This window comes from Limosilactobacillus coleohominis (assembly GCF_016901675.1).
Taxonomy (GTDB): domain Bacteria; phylum Bacillota; class Bacilli; order Lactobacillales; family Lactobacillaceae; genus Limosilactobacillus; species Limosilactobacillus intestinavium.
This window is the reverse complement of the sequence record NZ_JACJKU010000087.1, coordinates 1-5,428: the sequence shown is the minus strand read 5'-3', so window position 1 is coordinate 5,428 and position 5,428 is coordinate 1. Positions and strand designations below refer to the sequence as shown.

General features: G+C 37.7%; 4 protein-coding genes. All 4 read left to right on the top strand.

Translation table 11 applies throughout. From position 1 onward, the window contains the following. Positions 1–419 precede the first annotated feature (419 nt). A complete protein-coding gene (locus tag H5975_RS07170; RefSeq protein ID WP_204785472.1) occupies positions 420–1,982 on the top strand; it encodes a mucin-binding protein in 1,563 nt (520 codons plus the stop codon). Further along, positions 1,954–3,405, top strand: coding sequence for a hypothetical protein (locus tag H5975_RS07165; protein ID WP_204785471.1), 1,452 nt, complete (start codon positions 1,954–1,956; stop codon positions 3,403–3,405). Before H5975_RS07170 ends, H5975_RS07165 begins: the two co-directional genes overlap by 29 nt. A gap of 198 nt (positions 3,406–3,603) precedes the next feature. Next, positions 3,604–4,221 carry a hypothetical protein gene (locus tag H5975_RS07160; protein WP_204785470.1) on the top strand — a complete coding sequence of 206 codons (618 nt, stop codon included), beginning with the start codon at positions 3,604–3,606 and terminating at the stop codon, positions 4,219–4,221. Positions 4,222–4,367: 146 nt separating this feature from the next. Then, positions 4,368–5,428 (top strand): KxYKxGKxW signal peptide domain-containing protein (locus H5975_RS07155; RefSeq protein WP_204785469.1); only part of this gene is annotated, 1,061 nt, incomplete at its 3' end.

Below are 5,428 nucleotides of genomic sequence, written 5' to 3'. Positions count from 1 at the left end.
GCAATTACCGTGTGTGTATTTTTTGGGGTAATTGTCCTTTTTTATTGTCATCATATACAAAAACGGCACTGATGAAAACTCATCAGTACCGAATAGTGTAGAACCTTTTATTATGAAATAAAAGAGGTTTTACACCAACGAGTATGGGTTAGAGATTTTCTATCTCTATACCAATGTCATTTAGTGTAGAACCGATTAATTGGCCTAAAACAAAAACCAGTCCAAGCAACTAAGTTGCTTGAACTGATTAAATTTAGTTATCAGTACAGATTGACGATGAATTTTAAAATTTAGCCAATAATGAAGTCATACCTTTTTTTAATAGCGAGTAAGGCCTCATTTATATCAATTTCAATTAATGATTTATGCTAAAATAAGCATGGTTGTGAAAAAATAATTAATCTTTTGGGAGGATAATTATGGAAACAAAGAAACGTTTTAAAATGTATAAAAGTGGTAAGCTATGGGTTTCGGCTGCTATCGTAAGTTTATCTGTAATGGCCGGAGTAGCAGTTAATGGTCAGACGGCTAAGGCGGATGAAAATAAGAGTGCCCAAACACAATTGGTAGATCAATCTACTACCACCTCGAGTACAACGGGGAATAAAACAACAGATGATAAAGGTAATGCAACGGGAGCTCAAACTGACACTAATACTAGCTCTCAAACTAGCAATGACAGTAAAGGTAATGCTGACGACCAGAATAAAAATCAATCCCAGTCAGAGACAACCAATGTAAATGCTACCCGGACAATTAAATTTACAAACGATAATAATCAGCCAATTAACGTTAATGGTAAGACGTCTGATGCGCAACAAAGTGGTAATGTCCAGAAAGTAACTACAACAAATGGCAAAACAACAGTTACTTACAAAACAGATGGGGTTACATTTCCAGAATATAAAATTCCACAAATAGATGGTGCAACGAGTTATGTCGATAATAAACCAGCAACAACACTTTCAGCTGACAAGGTGACCCTTGATAAGGATGGTAATTTGGTAAACCCTGAAGTGACGGTGGTTTATAAGTTTCAAACATTAACTCCCACTGATGCGAAGACGGATACAAAGAATCCGGACATGTATAAGACGGTCACGCGGACAATTGAGATCCATGATCAAAATGGGAAAGTTACGTCTACGATAACGAAGAGTGTTAACTTAGGACGTACTAAAACACCTGATGGTAATGGTAAGTATACTTACGGTGATTGGAAGAACTTAGCCAAAAACAGTCAAGATATTTGGGATAAATACACGATTCCGACTATTGATGGTTACGTTTCCAAGGTTGCAATTGATGGTGGAGATGCAAAGTTTGCAGCAGCAGTTCCTGAGGTCGATAAGTTTGATGGAGACCCCAAGGATTCGAAAGTCATAGTTACATATCAACAAGCTAACAACGAAGACAAGGCTGAGGATCATAAAGGTGATCCTAACTATTGGAAGGCAGTTACCCGGACCATTAAATTTAAGTTAGCATTTGGTAGTCAACAACCGGTTGACGAAACTGTCACTTTTAAGCGAAATAAAATAATTACAGTTGATGTCAGCGGTAAAGAAAAAGAAGAATATACCGATTGGGAAGCTGATGGGCCTACCGCTTGGGAAGACTACAATATTCCTCAAATTAATTTCTACCATACTGAAGTGAACGGGACGCGGAGTATGCAGATCGCATCACAAAACGTAACTTCTGACACGCAGAATCAAACTTTAACGGTGACTTATGTTAGTGATGGAACTGACCCTAACAATCAAAATGTTGTTCCTGGGTTAAATGGTAACTGGGCGAATATTGATGCTATCTATATGACGGATGCTGGTATCCACGTGACGGGTTGGAATGCGAATAGCCAGAGTTTTAATCATAACTATCACTACTTAATTGTTCTAGATTATGGACAAAATCCGACCCCCAGGACATTTTACGGAAGTAGGCCGAATTTTGATTCAGAAACCAGTTTACCGTCCTGATGTATTTAAAATTCATCCAGTATGGAATGCTGCTTATTCTGGTTTTTATGCAGATATTCCTCTCAATACGAATGCTATGCATCAGGGGGATAAATTAAGAATACTGTCTCGATGGACGAGTGATCTTACTGGGAATACAGATTTAATAGGTCCATATTACACTATGGATTACAACACTAATCTGGCTAACTTAGATATTTTTAATGTTAATGGTAATCAATTAGAAGCTACGGGATGGCATGCTTCTAATAATATAGTTGGTCGTCCGTACCATTACGTGATCCTGTATGATGCCACTACTAATCGTGAAATTACTCGTCAGAGGGTACAAGACGGTATCGATCGTCCAGATGTTGCTAATGTCTATAAAAATATTTTGGCTGCAAGTAAATCTGGTTTTGATGTTAAATTTGATTTAACTAATGTTAATCTTGGTCATAACTTACAGATTATTAGTCGATACAGTGATGGAGCCAATGGCGAAGGCCACAATCTGGATTACTGGTTCCCACCTAAGCGCTTGGTATCAGGTGATCTAGGTAACTATGGTAATCTTGATAATGTTTCTATTAATAACGGCAAGATTCACTTCACCGGGTGGAACGCAACTAATTATTCTCAGCTTGAACCAAACAGGTTCCTAATTCTTTATGATGTGACCGACAATAAGCAGGTTGCCTTTACTAAACTGAGTGCTAATGTTCAACGTGGTGACGTTAATAAAGCTTATCCAAGTATTCAAGGTGCAGGTCAATCTGGATATGATGTTACGTTCGATGCAGACAACTTAACCTATGGTCACACTTATGCATTAGTTTCTCGGTATTCTACAGACAGTAATGATAATGGGAATAATGGTGCGCATGTGGATCATTGGTTTAACAATGCATTGGTATTTAATCAACAAGGTTACAGCATTGATAGTTTGACTTTGGAAAATAAACCAGCAAAAAATGATTTAAATAAAGCTAAGGTTGCACCAAAAGCGGATGTGGCAAAATCAGATGCTGATGCTAAGAAAGACGCTGACACCACAAAGGGTAATGACAGTAAGGATCCACAAACTCCAGCAACTATTAACCAATTGACAGTTAGTGGTTGGATGGCCAGTGATGCCTCAGGCCAATATCCAAATGCCTACGTGATTTTGCTGGATGCTAATGGTAAGGAAGTAACTCGTCAAAAGGTTACATTAACCGGGCGCCCGGATGTTCAGAAAGCTTTCCCTGTCATTTTAAACTCTGATAATAGTGGCTTCTCTGCTACCTTTAATTTGAGTGATGACCAATTGAAGCAACTCCAAAAAGATGGCATTCAATTTGTCTTACGTTATAGCAGTGATGCTAATCATGGTGAAGGCAATCGTGTTGATCAATGGACACATAAATATGCCTTTAAGAATAATAAATTTGTACAACTTTAATTTGAAACGAGATGTGAAATGAATTTACAAATGTTACTTTTCATAATTGTAATTGTTGCCGGCTTACTTCTTTTACTGCAGTTCTTCTTTCAATTAAGAAGAGCAAAAAGGGGTATCACCACAGTGAGTGGCTTTAGAGTTTTCATAAACTGGGTGTTAATTATTGCAATGGTTGTCTGCTTTGGTGGGGGTAGTTATATGTTAATACATGACCATAACCAAACCACTCCTCAATCTTCTTCTCCTAAAAAGGTAATTAAACAGGAAAATACTACTAATGCCATTACAGTACGATTTAAAAAGAAAGTGTACTTGAATAGGGATGGTAAGGCTAAGGTCAAGTTCTTAATTTCTCCAGGTACAAAGGTAAAAATTGTTGGGCATAATAGTGGTGAAACTTTTAAAACTATTAAAGCTACTGATGGAAAAGAGAATACTAAAGCATATTATACTTTCACCTATTCTGGGACTTACGACATTGTCGCAACTAAGGGATCTAAAAAGATTGTTAAGCATTTGAAGGTTAAAGATTACTCCCAAACTGAAAGTTCGTCTAGTTCTTCCAGCAAGGCATCTGAGAGCAGTAGTAGTAACTCTTCTTCAAAAGCAGCCGCTAATTCTAGTTCATCAGCCCCTCGAAATAGTAATGGTAAAAATACTAATAGCAGTAATATTAGCAATACCAGTAATGGAGGCGGATCCTATCATAGCAGTGGTACCGCTCCAGCACGGAGCTATACTCCAGCTCCTAGTCGTCCAGCCACACCTAGTGCACCAGCTAACGGAACGGGAGCTATGACAGGCGGTAACTATTAAGGACTCTTTATGTTTGTATAAGCGTTAAGGCTCTAAATAATTAAATCAGGCTACTTCACTAAGTGTGGAATAGCCTGATTTTTGTTTGGGATGAACAATAAAAGCAGTATAATTTAAAATGGTTGAATTTTTGGAGGAGTATAACAATGAAAAAAAGGTTGAAATTATATAAAAGTGGCAAATTATGGTTATGTGCAACCATTGTTTTTGCTGGATTAGTAATAGGAATGAGCAGCGAAGGGACAGTTCACGCCGATGATGTGTCCAATAATGGTGCAACTGTTCAGTCAACGTTGACAACTGATACTGGTCATACCGATTCCAGTAATAATATTGTTAATAATCAAGTGCCAGTTGATCATCAAACACAGGACAATGACCTTAATGCTAATGTAGGGTCATTAGATACGTACCAAATTCAAACAAATTCCCAAAACAATCAAGTTATTTTACATGCTAGTGGTTGGCAAGCCACTGGTCATAGCGATGACCAACGTTATCGTTATGCCATTGCATATGATAATACTCTTAATAAAGAACTCAATCGTCAACGAATTACTCCACAAATTCGTGCTGATGTACAGAATGTTTATCCCAATATTGCCAATAGCCGTTTATCAGGATTTGATGTTAATTTTAATTTACCCAATAACCTTGCAGGACATTCAATTAGCATTATAGCTCGCTATAGTGACGATGAAATTAACGGTGAAGGTCATCACACTGATTACTGGAGTTCACCAATTATTTTTGATAATCAAAATCGGGCTTCTTTAGATGAGTTGTCAAGTAATGACCATGGTGATTTGATTGTTAGTGGTTGGCATGCCACTAATTTGGCGCTTGGTAAAAATTATCATTACATTATTACATATGACCAGACCCATAATCATGAAATTGCTCGTGCTCAGGTAATTCCTACAGAGCGTGGAGATGTCGCTCAAGCTTTTCCAACGATAGCTAATGCTAAGAACAGTGGATTTCACGTTCAATTTAAATTAGACCCGGAGTACGCTCAGGATAGTATTGAATTTATTAGTAGATGGACAGACGATCCAGTTGGGAATGGCGATGCAGTAGATTATTGGTTTGCTCCTGTTCAAAAGGTAAATCGTGGTAACTTAGATTCCTGGAATTTAAGTAGTGGGGATCTAACTGTCAGCGGTTGGCATGCCAATGATGCCGCAATTTACGAACCTTATCATTA